Origin of the sequence: Pseudomonas sp. AKS31 (assembly GCF_023634765.1) — a bacterium.
Lineage (GTDB): Bacteria > Pseudomonadota > Gammaproteobacteria > Pseudomonadales > Pseudomonadaceae > Aquipseudomonas.
This window is the reverse complement of the sequence record NZ_JAMLFX010000022.1, coordinates 14,934-34,183: the sequence shown is the minus strand read 5'-3', so window position 1 is coordinate 34,183 and position 19,250 is coordinate 14,934. Positions and strand designations below refer to the sequence as shown.

Annotated in this window: 32 protein-coding genes; 31 read left to right on the top strand and 1 reads right to left on the bottom strand. The window is 55.4% G+C overall.

All coding sequences use genetic code 11. The annotated features are described in order from the left end of the window. The 31 genes from M9827_RS26930 to bfr all read left to right on the top strand — a co-directional run. On the top strand, window positions 1–77 hold a 77-nt coding region (locus tag M9827_RS26930; RefSeq protein ID WP_223268883.1), incomplete at its 5' end, for an EF-Tu C-terminal domain-related protein. Window positions 78–234: 157 nt separating this feature from the next. Beyond that, window positions 235–546: a 30S ribosomal protein S10 gene (gene rpsJ / locus M9827_RS26925; protein WP_003186070.1), complete on the top strand. Its 312-nt coding sequence runs from the start codon at window positions 235–237 to the stop codon at window positions 544–546. 80 nt (window positions 547–626) lie between these two features. Then, on the top strand, window positions 627–1,262 hold the full coding sequence (rplC, locus tag M9827_RS26920) for a 50S ribosomal protein L3 (RefSeq protein ID WP_003228738.1): 636 nt from the start codon (window positions 627–629) through the stop codon (window positions 1,260–1,262). 12 nt (window positions 1,263–1,274) lie between these two features. Further along, window positions 1,275–1,877 carry a 50S ribosomal protein L4 gene (gene rplD / locus M9827_RS26915; protein ID WP_003228735.1) on the top strand — a complete coding sequence of 201 codons (603 nt, stop codon included), beginning with the start codon at window positions 1,275–1,277 and terminating at the stop codon, window positions 1,875–1,877. Then, entirely contained in the window at window positions 1,874–2,173 is a 300-nt protein-coding gene (gene rplW / locus M9827_RS26910; protein WP_002555488.1) for a 50S ribosomal protein L23, read from the top strand. The genes rplD and rplW overlap by 4 nt, the downstream gene beginning before the upstream one ends. Window positions 2,174–2,187: 14 nt before the next feature. After that, window positions 2,188–3,012: a 50S ribosomal protein L2 gene (gene rplB / locus M9827_RS26905; RefSeq protein ID WP_003228734.1), complete on the top strand. Its 825-nt coding sequence runs from the start codon at window positions 2,188–2,190 to the stop codon at window positions 3,010–3,012. A 16-nt stretch (window positions 3,013–3,028) separates the two neighbouring features. Next, window positions 3,029–3,304, top strand: coding sequence for a 30S ribosomal protein S19 (gene rpsS / locus M9827_RS26900; RefSeq protein ID WP_011336172.1), 276 nt, complete (start codon window positions 3,029–3,031; stop codon window positions 3,302–3,304). A gap of 11 nt (window positions 3,305–3,315) precedes the next feature. Then, window positions 3,316–3,648: a 50S ribosomal protein L22 gene (rplV, locus tag M9827_RS26895; protein WP_003103908.1), complete on the top strand. Its 333-nt coding sequence runs from the start codon at window positions 3,316–3,318 to the stop codon at window positions 3,646–3,648. 13 nt (window positions 3,649–3,661) lie between these two features. Beyond that, on the top strand, window positions 3,662–4,348 hold the full coding sequence (rpsC, locus tag M9827_RS26890; protein ID WP_003176422.1) for a 30S ribosomal protein S3: 687 nt from the start codon (window positions 3,662–3,664) through the stop codon (window positions 4,346–4,348). Window positions 4,349–4,360: 12 nt separating this feature from the next. Beyond that, window positions 4,361–4,774, top strand: coding sequence for a 50S ribosomal protein L16 (gene rplP / locus M9827_RS26885; RefSeq protein ID WP_003228729.1), 414 nt, complete (start codon window positions 4,361–4,363; stop codon window positions 4,772–4,774). Further along, complete coding sequence (gene rpmC, locus M9827_RS26880; protein WP_002555481.1) at window positions 4,774–4,965, top strand: 50S ribosomal protein L29; 192 nt, start codon at window positions 4,774–4,776, stop codon at window positions 4,963–4,965. The genes rplP and rpmC overlap by 1 nt, the downstream gene beginning before the upstream one ends. Before the next feature lie 2 nt (window positions 4,966–4,967). Further along, window positions 4,968–5,234: a 30S ribosomal protein S17 gene (gene rpsQ / locus M9827_RS26875; protein WP_003194644.1), complete on the top strand. Its 267-nt coding sequence runs from the start codon at window positions 4,968–4,970 to the stop codon at window positions 5,232–5,234. A gap of 23 nt (window positions 5,235–5,257) precedes the next feature. Next, entirely contained in the window at window positions 5,258–5,626 is a 369-nt protein-coding gene (rplN, locus tag M9827_RS26870; protein ID WP_002555479.1) for a 50S ribosomal protein L14, read from the top strand. 11 nt (window positions 5,627–5,637) lie between these two features. Further along, entirely contained in the window at window positions 5,638–5,952 is a 315-nt protein-coding gene (gene rplX, locus M9827_RS26865; RefSeq protein ID WP_003186046.1) for a 50S ribosomal protein L24, read from the top strand. A gap of 20 nt (window positions 5,953–5,972) precedes the next feature. Continuing rightward, window positions 5,973–6,512, top strand: coding sequence for a 50S ribosomal protein L5 (gene rplE, locus M9827_RS26860; protein WP_003210069.1), 540 nt, complete (start codon window positions 5,973–5,975; stop codon window positions 6,510–6,512). Between the two features lie 13 nt (window positions 6,513–6,525). Next, window positions 6,526–6,831, top strand: a complete 306-nt coding sequence (rpsN, locus tag M9827_RS26855; protein ID WP_003228726.1) for a 30S ribosomal protein S14 — start codon at window positions 6,526–6,528, stop codon at window positions 6,829–6,831. A 209-nt stretch (window positions 6,832–7,040) separates the two neighbouring features. Further along, a complete protein-coding gene (gene rpsH / locus M9827_RS26850) occupies window positions 7,041–7,433 on the top strand; it encodes a 30S ribosomal protein S8 (protein ID WP_007918458.1) in 393 nt (130 codons plus the stop codon). A 12-nt stretch (window positions 7,434–7,445) separates the two neighbouring features. Continuing rightward, window positions 7,446–7,979, top strand: coding sequence for a 50S ribosomal protein L6 (rplF, locus tag M9827_RS26845; RefSeq protein ID WP_003176412.1), 534 nt, complete (start codon window positions 7,446–7,448; stop codon window positions 7,977–7,979). Window positions 7,980–7,989: 10 nt separating this feature from the next. Beyond that, the gene (gene rplR, locus M9827_RS26840) at window positions 7,990–8,340 is read left to right on the top strand and encodes a 50S ribosomal protein L18 (protein WP_003186037.1); all 351 of its coding nucleotides are present in this window, start codon (window positions 7,990–7,992) and stop codon (window positions 8,338–8,340) included. A 3-nt stretch (window positions 8,341–8,343) separates the two neighbouring features. Continuing rightward, entirely contained in the window at window positions 8,344–8,844 is a 501-nt protein-coding gene (gene rpsE, locus M9827_RS26835; protein ID WP_003186035.1) for a 30S ribosomal protein S5, read from the top strand. Window positions 8,845–8,846: 2 nt separating this feature from the next. Beyond that, the gene (gene rpmD, locus M9827_RS26830) at window positions 8,847–9,023 is read left to right on the top strand and encodes a 50S ribosomal protein L30 (RefSeq protein ID WP_003176408.1); all 177 of its coding nucleotides are present in this window, start codon (window positions 8,847–8,849) and stop codon (window positions 9,021–9,023) included. A 3-nt stretch (window positions 9,024–9,026) separates the two neighbouring features. Further along, the gene (gene rplO / locus M9827_RS26825; RefSeq protein ID WP_003228720.1) at window positions 9,027–9,464 is read left to right on the top strand and encodes a 50S ribosomal protein L15; all 438 of its coding nucleotides are present in this window, start codon (window positions 9,027–9,029) and stop codon (window positions 9,462–9,464) included. Continuing rightward, entirely contained in the window at window positions 9,465–10,793 is a 1,329-nt protein-coding gene (gene secY / locus M9827_RS26820; RefSeq protein WP_003228718.1) for a preprotein translocase subunit SecY, read from the top strand. Between the two features lie 27 nt (window positions 10,794–10,820). Then, window positions 10,821–10,937, top strand: coding sequence for a 50S ribosomal protein L36 (gene rpmJ, locus M9827_RS26815; RefSeq protein WP_002555468.1), 117 nt, complete (start codon window positions 10,821–10,823; stop codon window positions 10,935–10,937). 130 nt (window positions 10,938–11,067) lie between these two features. Further along, entirely contained in the window at window positions 11,068–11,424 is a 357-nt protein-coding gene (gene rpsM, locus M9827_RS26810) for a 30S ribosomal protein S13 (protein WP_003186020.1), read from the top strand. Between the two features lie 30 nt (window positions 11,425–11,454). Then, complete coding sequence (gene rpsK / locus M9827_RS26805; protein WP_002555466.1) at window positions 11,455–11,844, top strand: 30S ribosomal protein S11; 390 nt, start codon at window positions 11,455–11,457, stop codon at window positions 11,842–11,844. A gap of 18 nt (window positions 11,845–11,862) precedes the next feature. Further along, window positions 11,863–12,483 (top strand): 30S ribosomal protein S4, encoded by a 621-nt coding sequence (rpsD, locus tag M9827_RS26800; RefSeq protein WP_003176404.1) that lies wholly within the window; start codon window positions 11,863–11,865, stop codon window positions 12,481–12,483. A 22-nt stretch (window positions 12,484–12,505) separates the two neighbouring features. Then, a complete protein-coding gene (locus tag M9827_RS26795) occupies window positions 12,506–13,507 on the top strand; it encodes a DNA-directed RNA polymerase subunit alpha (protein ID WP_003186012.1) in 1,002 nt (333 codons plus the stop codon). A gap of 42 nt (window positions 13,508–13,549) precedes the next feature. Continuing rightward, complete coding sequence (gene rplQ, locus M9827_RS26790) at window positions 13,550–13,936, top strand: 50S ribosomal protein L17 (RefSeq protein WP_003176402.1); 387 nt, start codon at window positions 13,550–13,552, stop codon at window positions 13,934–13,936. 240 nt (window positions 13,937–14,176) lie between these two features. Then, the gene (locus tag M9827_RS26785) at window positions 14,177–15,631 is read left to right on the top strand and encodes a catalase (protein ID WP_250608196.1); all 1,455 of its coding nucleotides are present in this window, start codon (window positions 14,177–14,179) and stop codon (window positions 15,629–15,631) included. Between the two features lie 149 nt (window positions 15,632–15,780). After that, window positions 15,781–16,248 (top strand): bacterioferritin, encoded by a 468-nt coding sequence (gene bfr / locus M9827_RS26780; RefSeq protein ID WP_250608195.1) that lies wholly within the window; start codon window positions 15,781–15,783, stop codon window positions 16,246–16,248. 65 nt (window positions 16,249–16,313) lie between these two features. Here the strand turns inward: bfr and uvrA are convergent, their stop codons facing one another. Further along, a complete protein-coding gene (gene uvrA / locus M9827_RS26775; protein ID WP_250608194.1) occupies window positions 16,314–19,148 on the bottom strand; it encodes an excinuclease ABC subunit UvrA in 2,835 nt (944 codons plus the stop codon). Window positions 19,149–19,250 lie beyond the last annotated feature (102 nt).

Here is a 19,250-nt window from a genome sequence, read left to right as displayed (position 1 = left end):
AAGACGGTCTGCGTTTCGCTATCCGTGAAGGCGGTCGTACCGTCGGCGCTGGCGTCGTAGCCAAAATCATTGAGTAATCTCTTTTATAGAGTCTGCTTGATGGATTGAAAAAGCCCCCGCTCAGCGGGGGCTTTTTTATTGGGTTGACACCTATCTGGGGCGTCTATAGAATTGCGCCTCCTTTTAACGGGCGTATTGCGCCCGGTGGGAATAGCAGCCGGAGTCTGAAATCCAATGCAAAATCAGCAAATCCGTATCAGGTTGAAGGCTTTCGACCATCGCCTGATCGACCAATCAACCCAGGAAATCGTGGAAACCGCGAAACGTACTGGTGCTCAAGTGCGTGGTCCAATTCCACTGCCTACCCGTAAAGAGCGGTTCACCGTTCTGGTTTCCCCGCACGTCAACAAAGACGCGCGTGACCAGTACGAAATCCGCACTCATAAGCGCGTTCTGGACATCGTCCAGCCAACGGATAAAACCGTTGATGCTCTTATGAAGCTTGATCTTGCGGCCGGTGTGGAAGTGCAGATCAGCCTCGGCTAAGACTCGGTCTTAGTCGTGTAACGCTCTGAAATGGGCGGCCATAGCGGGTGAAAGCCCCGTACACTCATGAGGTTTACAACATGACTATTGGTGTAGTCGGTCGTAAATGCGGTATGACCCGTATTTTCACCGAAGAAGGTGTCTCCATTCCGGTCACGGTCATTGAGATCGAGCCGAATCGCGTCACCCAGTTCAAAACTGAAGAGACCGATGGCTATCGTGCAGTGCAAGTCACTGTCGGCGAGCGTCGTGCTTCGCGTGTAACAGCAGCTCAAGCTGGCCACTTCGCTAAGGCGAACGTTGCCGCTGGTCGCACCACCATGGAATTCCGTCTTGAAGAAGGCGAGTACCAGGCTGGCGATCTGATCAACGCTGAAATCTTCGCCGCTGGTCAACTGGTTGATGTAACCGGTCAGTCCAAAGGTAAAGGCTTTCAGGGTACGATCAAGCGTTGGAATTTCCGCGGGCAAGATAACACCCACGGTAACTCCGTATCCCACCGCGTCCCAGGCTCTATCGGCCAGTGCCAGACTCCTGGTCGTGTATTCAAGGGCAAAAAAATGTCCGGTCATATGGGCGCTGAGCGCGTGACCGTGCAGTCCCTGGAAGTAGTGCGCGTGGACGCTGAACGCAATCTGTTGTTGGTCAAGGGCGCTGTTCCTGGCGCTACTGGCGGCAACCTGGTTGTACGTCCAGCAGCCAAGGCTCGCGGTTAAGGGGAAGCTGACATGCAATTAAATGTAAATGACGCTCAAGCGATCGAAGTTTCCGAACTGACATTTGGCGGCGAATTCAACGAGACGCTGGTTCACCAAGCAGTCGTGGCCTACATGGCTGGCGGCCGTCAAGGTAGCAAGCAGCAGAAGACCCGTTCCGACGTTCGTGGTGGCGGCAAGCGCCCATGGCGTCAGAAAGGTACTGGCCGTGCTCGTGCCGGTACTATCCGTAGCCCAATCTGGCGTGGCGGCGGTACCACTTTCGCAGCTCGTCCTCAGGATCACTCCCAGAAGCTGAACAAGAAGATGTATCGCGCAGCAATGCGTTCCATCCTTGCTGAGCTGGTGCGTACTGATCGTCTGGTCGTGGTTCAGGATTTCGCTGTTGAAACTCCGAAAACCAAAGATCTGCTGGGCAAGCTGAACAACATGAGCCTGACCGATGTTCTCATCGTGTCGGACGCTGTTGATCAGAACCTGTACCTGGCTGCTCGTAACCTGCCGCACGTAGATGTACGTGACGTTCAAGGTTCCGATCCAGTTAGTCTGATCGCATACGACAAGGTGTTGATCACTGTGTCGGCCGTGAAGAAATTCGAGGAGCTGCTGGGATGAACCAGGAACGCGTATTTAAAGTTCTGCTTGGCCCGCACGTTTCCGAGAAGGCTACGGTTCTGGCAGACAAGAAAGGCCAGTTCGTTTTCAAGGTTGCTACTGATGCAACCAAGCTGGAAATCAAGAAGGCCGTCGAAAGCCTGTTCAGCGTGAAAGTAGAGCGCGTCACTACCCTGAATGTTCTGGGTAAGAGCAAGCGCACTGCTCGCGGTCTGGGCAAGCGTAATGACTGGAAGAAGGCAGTTATCTCCCTTCAGCCAGGCCAAGATCTCGATTTCAGCAGCAGTGCTGAGTAAGGAAGGGGTGCATCATGGCAATCGTTAAATGCAAACCGACTTCCCCTGGCCGCCGTTTTGTGGTCAAGGTGGTCAACCAGGAGCTGCATAAAGGCGCTCCTCACGCACCGCTGCTCGAGAAAAAATCGAAGACTGGTGGTCGTAACAACAATGGCCGTATTACCACTCGTCACATCGGTGGTGGTCATAAGCAGCATTACCGTATGGTCGATTTTCGTCGTAACGACAAAGATGGCATCGTCGCCACTGTCGAGCGTATCGAATACGATCCAAACCGTACTGCTCACATCGCACTGCTCTGCTACGCAGACGGCGAGCGCCGCTACATCATCGCCCCTAAAGGCGTGAGTGCTGGCGACCAGCTGATCGCAGGCGCTCTGGCTCCAATCAAGCCAGGCAACGCTCTGCAACTGCGCAACATTCCAGTCGGTTCTACCGTACACGGCATCGAATTGAAGCCAGGTAAAGGTGCACAGATCGCTCGTTCCGCTGGTGCTTCGGCTCAGCTGATCGCTCGTGAAGGTGTCTACGTGACCCTGCGTCTGCGTTCCGGTGAAATGCGTAAAGTCCTGGCTGAATGCCGTGCGACCCTGGGTGAAGTCTCGAACTCCGAGCACAGCCTGCGTTCGCTGGGTAAAGCTGGTGCCAAACGCTGGCGTGGCGTTCGCCCAACCGTTCGTGGTGTTGCCATGAACCCGGTTGACCACCCACATGGTGGTGGTGAAGGTCGTACCTCTGGTGGTCGTCATCCGGTATCGCCATGGGGCTTCCCGACTAAGGGCGCGAAGACTCGTGGTAATAAGCGTACCGACAAAATGATCGTCCGTCGTCGCAAGTAAATAGAGGGATACGACAGTGCCACGTTCTCTGAAAAAAGGTCCTTTTATTGATCTTCACCTACTGAAGAAGATCGAAGTGGCGGCGGAAAAGAACGATCGCAAACCAATTAAAACCTGGTCGCGTCGTTCGATGATCCTGCCACAAATGGTCGGTCTGACCATCGCAGTACACAACGGTCGTCAGCACGTCCCAGTTCTCGTTAACGAAGACATGGTCGGCCACAAACTGGGCGAGTTCGCCGGTACCCGCAACTATCGCGGGCACGTGGCTGACAAGAAAGCCAAGCGTTAAGGGGTAAGGAAATGGAAGTAGCCGCTAAGTTGTCGGGCGCTCGAATCTCCGCCCAGAAAGCCCGCTTGGTCGCCGACCAGATCCGCGGGAAGAAGGTGGGCGAAGCGCTCAACCTGTTGGCTTTCAGCAGTAAGAAAGCCGCCGAGATCATGAAGAAAGTGCTGGAGTCGGCCGTAGCCAACGCCGAGCATAACGAAGGCGCAGACGTTGATGACCTGAAGGTCAGCACCGTTTTCGTCAACGAAGGGCGTTCGCTGAAGCGCATCATGCCACGTGCCAAAGGCCGTGCTGATCGCATCGTCAAGCGGTCTTGCCATATCACTGTCAAGGTTGCTGACAAGTAACGGAGTCGAAGAGATGGGTCAGAAAGTACATCCCATTGGCATTCGCCTGGGAATCGTCAAGGAGCACACCTCCGTCTGGTACGCAGACGGTCGGACTTATGCGGACTACTTGTTCGCAGATCTGAAAGTGCGTGAGTATCTCCAAGACAAACTAAAAAGCGCGTCCGTAAGCCGTATCGATATCCATCGTCCGGCCCAAACTGCACGCATCACCATCCACACCGCTCGTCCAGGTATCGTTATCGGGAAGAAAGGTGAAGATGTTGAGAAACTGCGTCAGGACCTGACCAAGCAAATGGGTGTGCCTGTGCACATCAATATCGAAGAGATCCGCAAGCCGGAGCTCGACGGTATGCTGGTTGCGCAGAGCGTAGCTCAGCAGCTGGAGCGTCGCGTAATGTTCCGTCGCGCTATGAAGCGCGCAGTACAGAACGCCATGCGCATTGGTGCCAAAGGCATCAAAATCCAAGTGAGCGGTCGTCTCGGCGGTGCTGAAATCGCACGTACTGAATGGTATCGCGAAGGTCGTGTGCCATTGCACACCCTGCGTGCCGACATCGACTATGCCAACTACGAAGCTCACACCACTTACGGTGTGATCGGTGTAAAGGTTTGGATCTTCAAAGGCGAAGTTATTGGTGGTCGCCAAGAAGAACTGAAACCACAAGCACCAGCGCCTCGTAAAAAAGCTGCTAAGTAAGGGGTACGCCAAATGTTGCAACCAAAGCGTACGAAGTTCCGCAAGCAGATGACCGGCCACAACCGTGGTCTGGCACTGCGCGGTAGCAAAGTCAGCTTCGGCGAGTTCGCGCTGAAGTCTGTTGCTCGTGGTCGTCTCACCGCTCGTCAGATCGAGTCAGCGCGTCGTGCTCTGACCCGTCACGTAAAACGTGGCGGCAAGATCTGGATCCGTGTATTCCCGGACAAGCCGATCTCCAAAAAACCTCTCGAGGTTCGTATGGGTAAAGGTAAGGGTAACGTGGAGTACTGGGTTGCCCAGATTCAGCCAGGTAAAGTCCTGTATGAAATCGAGGGTGTTTCTGAAGAGCTGGCGCGTGAGGCTTTCGCCCTGGCTGCTGCAAAGCTGCCGCTCGCCACCTCCTTTGTTAAACGGACGGTGATGTGATGAAAGCGAATGAACTTCGTGAAAAATCCGCACAGCAGCTGAACGAGCAACTGCTCGGCTTGCTGCGCGACCAGTTCAATCTGCGCATGCAGAAAGCAACTGGCCAGTTGGGGCAGTCTCATCTGCTCTCGCAAGTTAAGCGTGACATCGCTCGCGTGAAGACTGTGCTCAACCAGCAGGCAGGTAAGTGATCATGGCTGAAGCCGAAAAAACTGTCCGTACGCTGACTGGCCGTGTTGTCAGCGACAAGATGGACAAAACCATCACCGTTCTGATCGAGCGTCGCGTAAAGCACCCGATCTACGGTAAATACGTTAAGCGTTCGACTAAGCTGCACGCGCACGACGAAACCAATCAGTGCCACATCGGCGACAAAGTCACTATTCGTGAAACTCGTCCGATGGCCAAGACCAAGTCTTGGGCGCTGGTTGATGTTCTCGAACGCGCTGTGGAAGTCTAAGGGCTAGGGGTCGGAGAAATTATATGATTCAGACTCAATCCATGCTCGATGTGGCCGATAACAGCGGCGCTCGCCGTGTTATGTGCATCAAGGTGCTGGGTGGCTCCCATCGTCGTTACGCTGGTATCGGTGACATCATCAAAGTTACCGTTAAGGAAGCAATTCCTCGCGGTAAAGTGAAAAAAGGCCAAGTGATGACTGCTGTTGTAGTCCGCACTCGTCACGGCGTACGTCGTGCTGATGGCTCCATTATCCGCTTTGATGGCAACGCTGCTGTTCTTCTGAACAACAAGCAAGAGCCGATCGGCACCCGTATCTTTGGGCCAGTGACCCGTGAACTTCGTACTGAGAAGTTCATGAAGATCGTCTCGCTCGCCCCAGAAGTGCTGTAAGGAGATCCGACATGCAAAAGATTCGTCGTGACGACGAGATCATCGTGATCGCCGGCAAAGACAAAGGTAAGCGCGGTAAGGTGCTGAAGGTTCTTGCTGACAACCGTCTGGTTGTTGGTGGTCTGAACCTGGTCAAGCGTCATACCAAGCCTAACCCGATGTCGGGCGTACAGGGCGGTATCGTCGAGAAAGAAGCGCCACTGCACGCTTCCAACGTCGCCATCTTCAACGGCGAAACCAACAAGGCTGACCGCGTTGGTTTCAAAGTAGAAGACGGTAAGAAAATTCGTGTCTTCAAGTCGACCCAAAAAGCGGTTGATGCTTGAACACTGCTAGGTAGAAGACCATGGCACGACTAAAAGAGATTTACCGGAAGGAAATCGCTCCGAAACTTAAGGAAGAACTTAAGCTTTCGAACGTGATGGAAGTTCCGCGCGTTACAAAAATCACCCTGAACATGGGTCTGGGCGAAGCGATCGGCGACAAAAAAGTCATCGAGCACGCTGTTGCTGACCTGGAAAAGATCACCGGCCAGAAAGTCGTTGTGACCTACGCTCGGAAATCCATCGCTGGCTTTAAAGTCCGCGAAGGATGGCCGATCGGCGTCAAAGTGACCCTGCGCCGTGAGCGTATGTATGAGTTCCTGGATCGTCTGCTGTCGATCTCCCTGCCTCGGGTTCGCGACTTCCGCGGCCTGAATGCCAAGTCCTTCGATGGTCGTGGTAACTACAGCATGGGCGTGAAAGAGCAGATCATTTTCCCGGAAATCGACTACGACAAGATCGATGCTCTCCGCGGTCTGGACATTACCCTGACCACCACTGCCAAGAACGATGATGAAGGCCGCGCTCTGCTGCGTGCTTTCAAATTCCCGTTCCGCAACTGATTGGAGTAGGAAAATGGCCAAGAAGAGCATGAAAAACCGTGAGCTGAAGCGTCAGCTCACTGTTGCCAAGTACGCCACCAAGCGTGCAGCGCTGAAAGCTATCATCGTTGATCTGAACGCAAGTCCAGAAGCGCGTTGGGAAGCTACCGTAGCGCTGCAGAAGCAACCACGTGACGCAAGCGCCTCGCGCATGCGTAACCGTTGCCGCCTGACTGGTCGTCCGCACGGCGTTTACCGCAAGTTCGGCCTTGGCCGTAACAAGCTGCGTGAAGCTGCAATGCGTGGTGACGTACCAGGTCTGGTTAAAGCCAGCTGGTAATTGCTGTCAAAGTCTCGATGTTCGGGTTCGCAAGAACCTGACCATCGGTGGCCTTGAATCTGAATCAAGCCCCTTTTGGGGCTTGATTCATTTCTGGGGTGTGTCTAGAATGACCGGCTCGCCTGAGCCCGTGTTTTTCATGCCCGGAAGTTCTCGGCGAAAAGTAGTAGCCGCAAGGCTAATTTTTCTGTATTAGGAGCGTCTAGCCCATGAGTATGCAGGACCCGTTAGCGGACATGCTAACTCGAATCCGTAATGCCCAGATGGCTGAAAAGTCTGTCGTAAGCATGCCGTCTTCCACGCTGAAGGTGGCTGTAGCAAAAGTCCTGAAGGACGAAGGTTACATCGCGGATTTTCAGATCACCACCGACGCTAAGCCGTCGTTGTCCATCGAGCTGAAGTACTTCGAAGGCCGTCCGGTTATCGAAGAAGTGAAGCGCGTTAGTCGTCCAGGCCTGCGTCAGTACAAGTCCGTTGAAGATCTGCCGAAAGTTCGTGGCGGTCTTGGCGTGTCTATCGTCTCCACCAACAAAGGTGTGATGACGGATCGTGCTGCGCGCGCTGCCGGTGTCGGCGGCGAAGTTCTTTGCACTGTGTTCTAAGGGGGGATAAGCATGTCTCGCGTCGCTAAGAACCCCGTTAAGCTGCCAGCCGGTGTCGAAGTAAAATTCGCAGGCCAACAGCTTTCGGTGAAGGGTGCCAAGGGTACTCTTGAACTGAACATCCATTCGTCCGTTGAGATCGTTGAAGAAGCTGGTGAGCTGCGTTTCGCTGCTCGCAATGGCGATCAACAAACTCGCGCAATGGCCGGTACCACGCGTGCGTTGGTAAACAATATGGTCCAAGGCGTAAGCCAAGGCTTCGAGCGCAAGCTCCAGCTGGTCGGTGTTGGTTACAAGGCGCAAGCAAAAGGCACGGTTCTGAACCTGGCCCTTGGCTTCTCGCACCCAGTGGATTACGAACTGCCGGAAGGCATCACCGCTGAGACTCCTAGCCAGACCGATATCCTGATCAAGGGCATCGACAAGCAGCTGGTAGGTCAAGTGGCCGCTGAGATCCGCGACTTCCGTCCACCAGAGCCGTACAAAGGCAAAGGTGTGCGCTACGCGGACGAAGTCGTCCGTCGTAAAGAAGCCAAGAAGAAGTAGGGCATAGCAAATGACCGACAAAAAAGTTACTCGACTGCGTCGCGCTCGCAAAGCACGCCTGAAAATGCACGAACTCGAAGTCGTGCGTCTCTGCGTGTTCCGCTCGTCGCAGCACATCTACGCCCAGGTCATCTCGGCCGACGGCAACAAAGTCCTGGCAAGCGCCTCGACTTTGGATAAAGAACTGCGTGATGGCGCCACTGGCAACATCGACGCGGCCACAAAGGTTGGCCAGCTGGTCGCTACGCGTGCTAAGGCCGCTGGCGTCTCGCAAGTGGCTTTCGACCGCTCTGGCTTCAAGTACCACGGCCGCGTTAAAGCGCTGGCTGATGCTGCTCGTGAAGCTGGGCTGGAGTTCTAAGTTATGTCAAATAACGACCAAAAGCGCGACGAAGGCTACATTGAGAAGCTGGTTCAAGTTAACCGCGTAGCCAAAACCGTTAAAGGCGGCCGTATCTTCACTTTCACCGCGTTGACCGTGGTTGGTGATGGTAAAGGGCGTGTTGGCTTCGGCCGTGGCAAGTCGCGTGAAGTGCCTGCTGCGATCCAGAAGGCAATGGAAGCTGCTCGCCGCAACATGATCCAAGTTGATCTGAACGGCACCACTCTGCAGTACGCAATGAAGTCCGCTCACGGCGCTTCGAAGGTGTACATGCAGCCTGCTTCTGAAGGTACCGGTATCATCGCTGGCGGCGCTATGCGTGCTGTCCTCGAAGTTGCTGGCGTTCAGAACGTTCTGGCCAAATGCTACGGCTCGACTAACCCGGTAAACGTGGTTCACGCCACTTTCAAAGGTTTGAAAGCTATGCAGTCTCCTGAATCCATTGCCGCCAAGCGTGGCAAAAGCGTTAAGGAGATCTTCTGATCATGGCTACCGTTAAAGTAACGCTGATCAAAAGCATGACCGGCCGCATCCCTAACCACAAACTGTGCGTTAAGGGTCTGGGTCTGCGTCGCATCGGTCACACTGTAGAAGTCCAGGATACTCCCGAGAATCGCGGGATGATCAACAAGGCTTACTACATGCTGCGTGTCGAGGGTTAATCGATGAAACTCAATGATCTGAGTCCAGCGCCGGGTTCCCGTCGCGAAAAGCATCGTCCGGGCCGTGGTATCGGTAGCGGTTTGGGTAAGACTGGTGGCCGTGGTCACAAAGGTCAGACCTCCCGCTCCGGTGGCACCATTGCTCCAGGCTTTGAAGGCGGTCAACAGCCGCTGCATCGTCGCCTGCCGAAGTTCGGTTTCGTTTCCCTGAAAGCCATGGACCGCGCAGAAGTGCGTCTGTCCGAGCTGGCTAAAGTGGAAGGCGACATCGTCACCGTGCAGTCCCTGAAAGATGCCAACGTGATCAACGTCAACGTACAGCGTGTGAAAATCATGCTGTCCGGTGAAGTGACTCGCGCTGTCACTATCGGCAAGGGAATCGGCGCCACCAAAGGTGCGCGTGCGGCTATCGAAGCAGCTGGCGGCAAGTTCGAGGAATAAATGGCTAAGCAAGGTGCTCTCTCTGCGCTCGGCAAAGGCGGTATGTCTGAACTCTGGGCTCGTCTGCGTTTTCTGTTCCTGGCGATTATCGTCTACCGAATAGGCGCACACATCCCGGTTCCAGGTATCAACCCGGACCGACTCGCAGACCTGTTTCGACAGAATGAGGGGACCATTCTTAGCTTGTTCAACATGTTCTCCGGCGGCGCGCTGGAACGGATGAGCATCTTTGCACTGGGGATCATGCCGTACATTTCGGCATCGATCATCATGCAACTGATGACCGCCGTCAGCCCGCAGCTGGAGCAGTTGAAGAAGGAAGGTGAAGCTGGCCGTCGCAAGATCAGCCAGTACACCCGCTACGGCACCGTCGTCCTCGCTCTCGTTCAGGCTATTGGCATGTCCATTGGTCTGGCGGGGCAGGGCGTTGCGTTCACTGGTGACTTTGGCTTCCATTTCGTCGCGGTATCCACTTTTGTGGCTGGTGCGATGTTCATGATGTGGCTGGGTGAGCAGATTACTGAGCGTGGTGTAGGCAACGGTATCTCGATGTTGATTTTTTCGGGTATCGTCGCCGGTCTTCCGAGAGCAATCGGGCAGTCTTTCGAGTCTGCGCGTCAGGGTGATATCAACATCTTCGCCTTGGTTGCCATCGGTTTGCTGGCAGTAGCGATTATCGGTTTCGTGGTGTTCATTGAGCGTGGTCAGCGTCGTATCGCTGTTCACTACGCCAAGCGTCAGCAGGGCCGTAAGGTTTTTGCTGCGCAGACTAGCCACCTACCGTTGAAGGTGAACATGGCCGGTGTTATTCCGGCTATTTTCGCGAGCAGCATTTTGCTGTTCCCGGCTTCGTTGGGTGCCTGGTTCGGTCAGTCTGAAGGTATGGGCTGGTTGCAGGACATCTCGCAGTCGATCGCTCCTGGTCAGCCGTTGAATATTCTGCTGTTTAGTGCAGGGATTATTTTCTTCTGCTTCTTCTATACGGCGTTGATGTTCAATCCGAAAGACGTAGCGGAAAACCTGAAGAAGTCCGGTGCCTTTATTCCGGGCATCCGTCCAGGTGAGCAGTCGGCGCGCTACATTGATGGCGTTCTGACCCGCTTGACCATGTTCGGTGCTCTTTACATGACGGCCGTGTGCCTGTTGCCCCAGTTCCTGGTGGTTGCAGCAAACGTTCCGTTCTACCTTGGCGGGACCTCGTTGCTGATCGTGGTCGTGGTTGTGATGGACTTCATGTCCCAAGTACAATCGCACCTCGTTTCGCACCAGTACGAATCCCTGATGAAGAAAGCCAACCTGAAGGGTTACGGCAGCGGCATGTTGCGCTGAGTACCCATAAGGTTCGAGGAGTTGGTGATGAAAGTTCGTGCATCGGTGAAAAAGCTGTGCCGTAACTGCAAGATTATTCGCCGCGAAGGTGTTGTTCGAGTAATTTGCAGCGCGGAACCGCGTCACAAACAGCGCCAAGGCTGAGTGTGATTGTGCTTCAAGCCCGGTAGCTAGTGCGCTACCGGGTTGATTATTTGTTATTACAGCGATATTATCTCGCGCCCTATTTCTTGGCTTCCGGGGCGTAGGTAGCTGTCAATTGGAGTCCCACTGAATGGCCCGTATTGCAGGCGTTAACATTCCAGATAACAAGCATACTGTTATCTCGCTGACCTACATCTATGGTGTTGGTCGCACAACTGCGCAGAAGATCTGTGCAGTGACTGGGGTAAACCCAGCAGCAAAGATCAAAGATCTGAGCGACGAGCAAATTGAACAGCTGCGTGGCGAAGTGGCGAAGTTCACCACTGAAGGTGACCTGCGTCGCGAAATCAACATGAAAATCAAGCGCTTGATGGACCTCGGTTGCTATCGCGGTCTGCGTCATCGTCGTGGTCTGCCAGTACGCGGTCAGCGTACCAAGACCAACGCGCGTACCCGTAAAGGTCCGCGTAAGCCGATCCGCAAGTAATCGCCCCAGCGAATCGACAGGAATTTAATCATGGCAAAACCTGCTGCTCGTCCTCGTAAAAAAGTTAAAAAGACAGTGGTTGATGGCATCGCCCACATCCATGCATCTTTTAACAACACCATCGTGACCATTACCGACCGTCAAGGTAACGCTCTTTCCTGGGCTACCTCCGGTGGTTCGGGTTTCCGCGGTTCCCGCAAGTCCACCCCGTTTGCTGCTCAAGTAGCTGCTGAACGTGCTGGTCAAGCTGCGCTGGAATACGGCCTGAAAAACCTCGACGTTAACGTCAAGGGTCCAGGTCCAGGTCGTGAATCCGCAGTCCGCGCTTTGAACGGCTGTGGCTACAAGATCGCCAGCATCACCGACGTGACGCCAATCCCGCACAACGGGTGCCGTCCGCCGAAGAAGCGCCGCGTGTAATCCAGGAGATTGTAAAGAATGGCTCGTTACATTGGTCCAAAATGCAAACTCGCTCGTCGCGAAGGCACCGATCTCTTCCTGAAGAGCGGCGTGCGCGCGATCGAATCGAAGTGCAACATTGAAGCAGCACCTGGTATCCACGGCCAACGCCGCGGTCGCCAGTCCGATTACGGCACCCAACTGCGTGAAAAGCAGAAGGTCCGTCGTATCTACGGCGTTCTCGAGCGTCAGTTCAGCGGCTACTACAAAGAAGCTGCTGGCAAGAAAGGTGCAACCGGTGAAAACCTGCTGCAACTGCTCGAATGCCGTCTGGACAACGTTGTATACCGTATGGGCTTTGGTTCGACTCGTGCCGAATCCCGTCAGCTGGTATCGCACAAGTCGATCAGCGTTAACGGTCAGACCGTAAACGTTCCGTCGTATCAGGTTCGTGCTGGTGACGTGGTTGCAGTTCGCGAGAAAGCAAAAAACCAACTTCGCATTGTCCAAGCTCTCGATCTGTGTGCCCAACGTGGCCGCGTAGAATGGGTAGAAGTAGACACTGAGAAGAAGTCGGGCGTTTTCAAGAACGTTCCTGCTCGCAGTGATCTGTCCGCCGACATCAACGAAAGCCTGATTGTCGAGCTCTACTCCAAGTAAGGGCTAGAAAATAGGTGCATCCATGCAGATTTCGGTAAATGAGTTCCTGACACCCCGCCACATTGATGTGCAGGTTGTCAGTCCAACCCGCGCCAAGATCACTCTCGAGCCTCTCGAGCGTGGTTTTGGCCACACCCTGGGCAACGCGCTGCGACGCATCCTGTTGTCCTCAATGCCCGGCTGCGCAGTAGTCGAGGCCGAGATTGACGGTGTGCTCCACGAGTACAGCGCCATCGAAGGTGTACAGGAAGACGTAATTGAAATCCTGTTGAACCTTAAAGGTCTGGCCATCAAGCTGCACGGTCGTGACGAAGTTACGCTGACCTTGTCGAAGAAGGGTTCGGGGGTGGTTACCGCTGCCGATATTCAGCTGGATCATGATGTCGAGATCGTTAATCCCGATCACGTAATCGCTAACCTGGCGTCTAACGGCGCCCTGAACATGAAGCTCACCGTAGCTCGTGGTCGTGGTTATGAACCAGCCGACTCGCGTCAGAGCGATGAAGACGAAAGCCGCAGCATCGGTCGCTTGCAGCTTGACTCTTCGTTCAGCCCGGTTCGCCGTATCGCATACGTGGTGGAAAACGCCCGTGTCGAGCAGCGTACCAACCTGGACAAGCTGGTTATTGATCTGGAAACCAACGGTACTCTGGATCCTGAAGAGGCTATCCGCCGCGCTGCAACCATCCTGCAACAGCAGTTGGCTGCGTTCGTCGACCTCAAGGGTGACAGTGAGCCAGTGGTTGTCGAGCAGGAAGACGAGATCGATCCGATCCTGCTTCGCCCGGTTGACGATCTGGAACTGACTGTACGTTCGGCTAACTGCCTTAAGGCGGAAAACATCTACTACATCGGTGACCTGATTCAGCGTACCGAAGTAGAGCTGTTGAAGACTCCGAACCTGGGCAAGAAATCCTTGACTGAAATCAAGGACGTTCTGGCCTCCCGCGGTCTGTCCCTCGGCATGCGCCTCGACAACTGGCCGCCTGCAAGTCTTAAGAAGGACGACAAGGCGACTGCCTGATCGTCGTAATCACCGAACGTAGTGTTTGGTAAGGAATGAACCATGCGTCATCGTAAAAGTGGTCGTCACCTGAGCCGCACCAGCTCGCACCGCAAGGCCATGTTCCAAAACATGGCGGTGTCGCTGTTCGAGCACGAGCTGATCAAAACTACTCTGCCAAAAGCCAAAGAACTGCGCCGCGTTGCCGAGCCGCTGATCACTCTGGCCAAGACAGACAGCCTGGCTAACCGCCGTCTGGCTTTCGACCGTACTCGTTCGAAAGCTATCGTTGGTAAGCTCTTTAACGACCTGGGCAAGCGTTATGCTACCCGTGAGGGTGGCTACCTGCGCATCCTCAAGTGCGGTTTCCGCGCTGGCGACAACGCGCCTATGGCGTACGTCGAGTTGGTTGATCGTGCTACTGCTGGCGAAGCTGTATCCGCCGAGTAAGACGTCAGTCTGAAACAAAGAACCGGGCCTAGTGCCCGGTTTTTTGTGCCCGCAAGAAAATGAGCTGTTCATACAAGCTTCTGACATGTCTCTGTTGGCACTATGTGCAGGGAAACATAATTAGTAATTATCTATCGATGTGCGCAAGTTAATGAATTTGTGGCTGTCACATGGATGATTGATACTTCCCTCCAAGCCGATTAGCCGGCAGTTTCAAGACTGACAGAGGAAGAAGACCGTATGAGCCAGATCAAAACGCTTACGACCGCCAGTGGCGCTCCTGTCGCTGATAACCAGAATTCTCGCTCCGCTGGCCCTCGTGGCCCGCTGCTGCTCGACGACTTTCATCTGATCGAGAAGCTTGCCCACTTCAACCGTGAAAACATTCCTGAGCGTCGTGTTCACGCCAAAGGCTCGGGTGCTTACGGCACATTCACCGTGACCCGCGATATCACCGAGTACACCAGCGCCAAGCTGTTCGAATCGGTAGGAAAACAGACGCCGACCTTTTTGCGATTCTCCACTGTTGGTGGTGAACGTGGTTCGGCTGACACTGAGCGCGATCCGCGCGGCTTCGCTCTGAAGTTCTATACCGAAGAAGGTAACTGGGACATCGTCGGTAACAACACGCCAGTGTTCTTCATTCGTGATCCGCTGAAGTTTCCTGACTTTATCCACACGCAAAAACGCCTGCCGCAAAGCAACCTGAAAAGTGCGCAAATGATGTGGGATTTCTGGTCGCATTCGCCCGAAGCGCTGCACCAGGTCACTATTCTGTTCTCCGATCGAGGCATCCCCGACGGCTACCGTCACATGCACGGCTTCGGCAGCCATACCTACAGCCTGATCAACGCTCAAGGTGAGCGTCACTGGGTCAAGTGGCACTACAAGACCAAACAAGGCATAAAGAATCTGGCACCGGCCGATGCTGCGCGATTGGCGGGCACTGATCCTGACTACGCTCAGCGCGACCTGTTCGAAGCCATCGAGCGCGGTGACTTCCCGAAATGGCGCGTGTGCATTCAGATCATGACCGAAGCCCAGGCCGCGGCGCATTACGAGAACCCTTTCGACGTCACCAAAACCTGGTCGCAGAAAGAATTCCCGCTGATCGAAGTGGGTGAGCTGGAGCTGAACCGCAACCCGCAGAACTACTTTGCTGAAGTCGAGCAAGCCGCGTTCGGCCCAAGCAATATGGTGCCAGGTGTCGGTCTGTCGCCTGATCGCATGCTGCAAGGTCGTGTATTCGCTTACGCCGATGCCCACCGCTACCGTGTGGGTACAAACCACCAGCAGTTGCCGGTGAATGCACCACGCAACCCGGTTAGCACCTACCAGCGTGATGGCTCGATGGCGTTCGGCAGCAACGGTGGTGCAGCACCTAACTACGAGCCGAACAGCTACACGGATGCGCCGAAACAAGCTCCGCGTTACGCTGAACCTGCACTGGCCTTGAGCGGTGCTGCCGATCGCTACGATCACCGCGAAGATACCGATTACTACAGCCATGCAGGTGCGCTGTTCCGCCTGATGAACGATGAGCAGAAAGCTTTGCTGGTCAGCAATATCGCCGGCGCCATGAGCGGTGTTTCGTCAGATGTGGTTGATCGTCAGTTGCAGCATTTCTACAAAGCCGATCCAGCGTATGGAGAAGCAATCGCAAAGCTGCTCAACGTACAGCTTAACGAAGTCTAAACGAGAAGCAGAACCGCCCTCATCTGGGCGGTTTTTGCGTTATTTAGGCTGCTTTTCTAAGAATATCTTCGCTTTTATTGCGCGAATCGGGTGACCTTCCGGTCAGCTTGGTTCAAACTACAGACTTTCAAGTAGGGAGATGTAGGGCGATGCAAGGCCACCCAGACGTAATCGATTACCTCAACACGTTGCTGACCGGCGAACTGGCCGCTCGTGATCAATATTTCGTTCATTCGCGGATGTATGAGGACTGGGGGTTCACCAAGCTCTACGAGCGAATCAACCACGAGATGGAAGAGGAAGCGGGTCACGCTGATGCGTTGATGCGCCGGATTCTGATGTTGGAAGGCACGCCGCGCATGCGTCCGGATGATCTGGATGTCGGTACCACTGTGCCGGAGATGCTTGAGGCGGATCTGCGTCTTGAATACAAAGTTCGCGCTGCCCTGTGCAAAGGCATCGAGCTGTGCGAGCAGCACAAAGACTATGTCAGCCGTGAGATCCTGCGGGTTCAGCTCAACGATACCGAAGAAGATCACACCTACTGGCTGGAAAAGCAGTTGGGCCTGATCAAGCGAATCGGTCTCCAGAACTACCTGCAATCCCAGGCGACCTGATTGCAACCGATATAAAGAAGCCCCTGTCACTGCTGAAGTGACAGGGGCTTTTTCATGCCTGGCGTTTAGGCCCGGTCGCGGATCAGCAGTGGCTTGAGGTAATGACCGGTGTGAGATTGCTTCATCTCGGCGACATCCTCAGGCGTGCCGGTGGCAATGATCTGCCCGCCTTTGGAACCACCCTCCGGCCCGAGATCGACCAGCCAGTCGGCCGTCTTGATCACGTCGAGGTTGTGCTCGATCACCACCACGGTGTTGCCGTGGTCGCGCAGTCGATGCAGAACATCGAGCAATTGCTGAATGTCTGCGAAGTGCAAACCGGTGGTTGGCTCATCGAGGATGTACAGCGTTTTGCCGGTGTCGCGCTTGGACAGCTCGCGAGACAGCTTCACGCGCTGCGCCTCACCGCCGGACAACGTCGTCGCCGACTGGCCGAGCTTGATGTACGACAGGCCAACATCCATCAGCGTCTGCAGCTTGCGCGCCAGTGCCGGCACCGCATCGAAGAACTCCCGGGCCTCTTCGATGGTCATCTCGAGGGTTTCGTGGATGCTCTTGCCCTTGTATTTGATCTCAAGGGTTTCACGGTTGTAGCGCTTGCTCTTGCACACATCACACGGCACGTAGATGTCTGGCAGGAAGTGCATTTCTACCTTGATCAGACCATCGCCCTGACACGCTTCGCAGCGCCCGCCCTTGACGTTGAACGAGAAACGCCCAGGGCCGTAACCACGTGAACGTGACTCCGGTACGCCGGCGAACAGTTCCCGGATAGGCGTAAACAGGCCGGTATAGGTCGCGGGGTTGGAGCGCGGTGTACGGCCAATCGGGCTTTGGTCGATATCGACCACCTTGTCGAGATGCTCCAGGCCTTTGATGCTGTCGTGCGCTGCCGCTTCCAGCGTTGTTGCGCCGTTGAGAGCCGTAGCGCTCAGTGGGAACAACGTATTGTTGATCAGCGTCGATTTGCCCGAGCCGGACACGCCGGTCACACACGTCAGCAGACCAATCGGGATGTCCAGATCGACATTGCGCAGGTTGTTCCCGCGCGCCCCTTTGAGCGACAGATTCAGCTTCTTGTTGCGCGGCGTACGTTTGGCCGGCACTTCAATCTTCACACGGCCCGACAGGTATTTACCCGTCAGGGAATCCGGGTGCGCCATGACTTCGGCCGGTGTGCCTTCGGCCACGATTTGTCCGCCATGCACGCCGGCGCCCGGGCCGATATCCACCACGTAGTCGGCCAGGCGAATCGCGTCTTCGTCATGCTCGACCACGATTACCGTATTGCCGATATCGCGCAGGTGCTTGAGTGTGCCGAGCAGTCGATCGTTATCGCGTTGGTGCAAGCCGATGGACGGTTCATCGAGGATGTACAGAACACCGACGAGACCGGCACCGATCTGGCTGGCCAGACGAATCCGTTGCGCCTCGCCACCGGACAGGGTGTCGGCACTGCGGTCCAGCGAGAGATAGTCGAGACCGACATTGACGAGGAACTGCAGACGCTCGCGAATCTCCTTGAGGATCTTGTCAGCGATCTCGCCGCGGCGGCCGGTCATCTTCAGCTCGCCGAAGTATTCGCAGGCATCGCCGATCGGCAGGTTGGTCACCGCTGGCAGCGTTTTCTCGCCTACCCACACATGCCGTGCTTCGCGACGCAGACGGGTACCCCGGCAATCCGGGCACGATTGGGTGCTGAGGAACTTGGCCAGCTCTTCGCGCACGCTCGCCGACTCGGTCTCGCGGTAGCGACGCTCCAGGTTCGGCACGATGCCTTCGAACGGGTGCGAACGTTTGACGATGTCGCCACGGTCGTTCAGGTATTTGAAGTCGACGTTCTGCGAACCGCTGCCATGCAGGATGAATTTCTGCTGATCGGCCGGCAGTTCGTTGAACGGTACTTCGAGGCTGAAACCGTAGTGCGAGGCCAGTGAGCCGAGCATCTGGAAGTAATAGACGTTGCGCCGGTCCCAGCCGCGAATCGCACCTTCGGCCAAGGTCAGGTCGCCGTTGACCAGCCGCTTGATATCGAAGAACTGCTTAACCCCCAGGCCATCACAGGTCGGGCAAGCGCCGGCCGGGTTGTTGAAGGAGAACAGCTTGGGTTCCAGCTCGCTGATCGCGTGGCCACAGATCGGGCAAGCGAAGCGCGCGGAGAAGATCATCTCTTCGCCCGGCTCATCGTCCATCGGTGCGACCAGGGCGATGCAATCCGCCAGTTTCAGCGCGGTCTCGAAGGATTCGGCCAGACGTTGCTGCAGATCGGCGCGAACCTTGAAACGGTCGACGATCACATCGATCGAGTGCTTCCTCTGTTTATCCAGTTTCGGCAGTTCATCGAGTTCGCAGATCCGCCCGTTGACCCGGGCGCGAACGAAACCTTGGGCACGCAGCTCTTCGAAGACTGAAAGATGTTCACCTTTGCGTTCGCGGATCACTGGGGCCAGCAGCATCAGTTTGCTGCCTTCCGGCTGCGCCAGCACCAGATCGACCATCTGGCTGACGGTCTGCGCCTCCAGTGGAATATCGTGATCGGGGCAGCGCGGCGTACCCACGCGTGCATAAAGCAAACGCAGGTAGTCGTAGATTTCGGTGATGGTGCCGACCGTGGAGCGTGGGTTGTGCGAGGTCGACTTCTGTTCGATGGAAATCGCCGGCGACAGGCCTTCGATGGTGTCGACGTCTGGCTTTTCCATCATCGACAGGAACTGGCGGGCATAGGCCGACAGCGATTCGACATAGCGGCGCTGACCTTCGGCGTAGAGCGTATCGAAGGCCAGGGACGACTTGCCGGATCCGGACAGGCCGGTGATGACGATCAATTTGTCCCGTGGCAGGGTCAGGTCGATGTTCTTCAGGTTGTGGGTACGGGCCCCACGTATCAGGATCTTGTCCAAAGTGGCCTCGCTCGGCGGGCGTCGAAAACGTAGGAGTATACGGGCAAATACTGGATGGATGCACACTATCAAGCAAAGGGCTTTTTGCCTTACATGAAGAGA

Excerpts from the sequence above, each read along its gene's own strand:
- rpsH (WP_007918458.1), top strand. The coding sequence starts at position 7,041 with ATGAGTATGCAGGACCCGTTAGCGGACATGCTAACTCGAATCCGTAAT.
- rpsQ (WP_003194644.1), top strand. The coding sequence starts at position 4,968 with ATGGCTGAAGCCGAAAAAACTGTCCGTACGCTGACTGGCCGTGTTGTC.
- rplB (WP_003228734.1), top strand. The coding sequence starts at position 2,188 with ATGGCAATCGTTAAATGCAAACCGACTTCCCCTGGCCGCCGTTTTGTG.
- rplR (WP_003186037.1), top strand. The coding sequence starts at position 7,990 with ATGACCGACAAAAAAGTTACTCGACTGCGTCGCGCTCGCAAAGCACGC.
- rplF (WP_003176412.1), top strand. The coding sequence starts at position 7,446 with ATGTCTCGCGTCGCTAAGAACCCCGTTAAGCTGCCAGCCGGTGTCGAA.
- rplN (WP_002555479.1), top strand. The coding sequence starts at position 5,258 with ATGATTCAGACTCAATCCATGCTCGATGTGGCCGATAACAGCGGCGCT.
- rplE (WP_003210069.1), top strand. The coding sequence starts at position 5,973 with ATGGCACGACTAAAAGAGATTTACCGGAAGGAAATCGCTCCGAAACTT.
- rpsK (WP_002555466.1), top strand. The coding sequence starts at position 11,455 with ATGGCAAAACCTGCTGCTCGTCCTCGTAAAAAAGTTAAAAAGACAGTG.
- rpsE (WP_003186035.1), top strand. The coding sequence starts at position 8,344 with ATGTCAAATAACGACCAAAAGCGCGACGAAGGCTACATTGAGAAGCTG.
- M9827_RS26785 (WP_250608196.1), top strand. The coding sequence starts at position 14,177 with ATGAGCCAGATCAAAACGCTTACGACCGCCAGTGGCGCTCCTGTCGCT.
- rpmC (WP_002555481.1), top strand. The coding sequence starts at position 4,774 with ATGAAAGCGAATGAACTTCGTGAAAAATCCGCACAGCAGCTGAACGAG.
- M9827_RS26795 (WP_003186012.1), top strand. The coding sequence starts at position 12,506 with ATGCAGATTTCGGTAAATGAGTTCCTGACACCCCGCCACATTGATGTG.
- rplW (WP_002555488.1), top strand. The coding sequence starts at position 1,874 with ATGAACCAGGAACGCGTATTTAAAGTTCTGCTTGGCCCGCACGTTTCC.
- rpmD (WP_003176408.1), top strand. The coding sequence starts at position 8,847 with ATGGCTACCGTTAAAGTAACGCTGATCAAAAGCATGACCGGCCGCATC.
- rpsN (WP_003228726.1), top strand. The coding sequence starts at position 6,526 with ATGGCCAAGAAGAGCATGAAAAACCGTGAGCTGAAGCGTCAGCTCACT.
- rplP (WP_003228729.1), top strand. The coding sequence starts at position 4,361 with ATGTTGCAACCAAAGCGTACGAAGTTCCGCAAGCAGATGACCGGCCAC.
- rplC (WP_003228738.1), top strand. The coding sequence starts at position 627 with ATGACTATTGGTGTAGTCGGTCGTAAATGCGGTATGACCCGTATTTTC.
- rplQ (WP_003176402.1), top strand. The coding sequence starts at position 13,550 with ATGCGTCATCGTAAAAGTGGTCGTCACCTGAGCCGCACCAGCTCGCAC.
- rplX (WP_003186046.1), top strand. The coding sequence starts at position 5,638 with ATGCAAAAGATTCGTCGTGACGACGAGATCATCGTGATCGCCGGCAAA.
- rpsD (WP_003176404.1), top strand. The coding sequence starts at position 11,863 with ATGGCTCGTTACATTGGTCCAAAATGCAAACTCGCTCGTCGCGAAGGC.
- rplD (WP_003228735.1), top strand. The coding sequence starts at position 1,275 with ATGCAATTAAATGTAAATGACGCTCAAGCGATCGAAGTTTCCGAACTG.
- rplO (WP_003228720.1), top strand. The coding sequence starts at position 9,027 with ATGAAACTCAATGATCTGAGTCCAGCGCCGGGTTCCCGTCGCGAAAAG.
- secY (WP_003228718.1), top strand. The coding sequence starts at position 9,465 with ATGGCTAAGCAAGGTGCTCTCTCTGCGCTCGGCAAAGGCGGTATGTCT.
- rpmJ (WP_002555468.1), top strand. The coding sequence starts at position 10,821 with ATGAAAGTTCGTGCATCGGTGAAAAAGCTGTGCCGTAACTGCAAGATT.
- rplV (WP_003103908.1), top strand. The coding sequence starts at position 3,316 with ATGGAAGTAGCCGCTAAGTTGTCGGGCGCTCGAATCTCCGCCCAGAAA.
- rpsC (WP_003176422.1), top strand. The coding sequence starts at position 3,662 with ATGGGTCAGAAAGTACATCCCATTGGCATTCGCCTGGGAATCGTCAAG.
- rpsJ (WP_003186070.1), top strand. The coding sequence starts at position 235 with ATGCAAAATCAGCAAATCCGTATCAGGTTGAAGGCTTTCGACCATCGC.
- rpsM (WP_003186020.1), top strand. The coding sequence starts at position 11,068 with ATGGCCCGTATTGCAGGCGTTAACATTCCAGATAACAAGCATACTGTT.
- bfr (WP_250608195.1), top strand. The coding sequence starts at position 15,781 with ATGCAAGGCCACCCAGACGTAATCGATTACCTCAACACGTTGCTGACC.